The organism is Rhizobium sp. SVR5-9E, assembly GCF_056755095.1.
In genome coordinates this window covers 1-257 of the sequence record NZ_JBNDHS010000513.1, presented here as the reverse complement: position 1 = coordinate 257, position 257 = coordinate 1, and the positions used below count along the sequence as shown (strand labels likewise).

The following is a 257-nucleotide window of genomic DNA, read 5'->3' as shown; positions in this document are numbered from 1 at the left end:
CCGGCGGGGTTCGTGGGTACGGACGGTTCGGTCCATCTGGCTTATGAACTCCACATCACCAATTTCTATGGCGACACCGGTGTGCTGAAGCCCAAGGGGCTGCAGGTCTTCGCCGACGAGGCGAAGACGCCGTTGCTGGTGCTGAGCCAGGATGCGTTGGCCTCGTGGGTGCGGCCTGCGCCTGCGGAGCATGCGGTGGTGTCGATTGCGCCCGGGAAGCGCGCGGTGATTTTCGTTTGGATCACGCTGCCGCAAGG

Annotated in this window: 1 protein-coding gene; it reads left to right on the top strand. The window is 64.2% G+C overall.

The genetic code is table 11. From position 1 onward, the window contains the following. Positions 1–12: 12 nt before the first annotated feature. On the top strand, positions 13–257 hold a 245-nt coding region (locus ACPYOJ_RS35855; RefSeq protein WP_481420457.1), incomplete at its 3' end, for a hypothetical protein.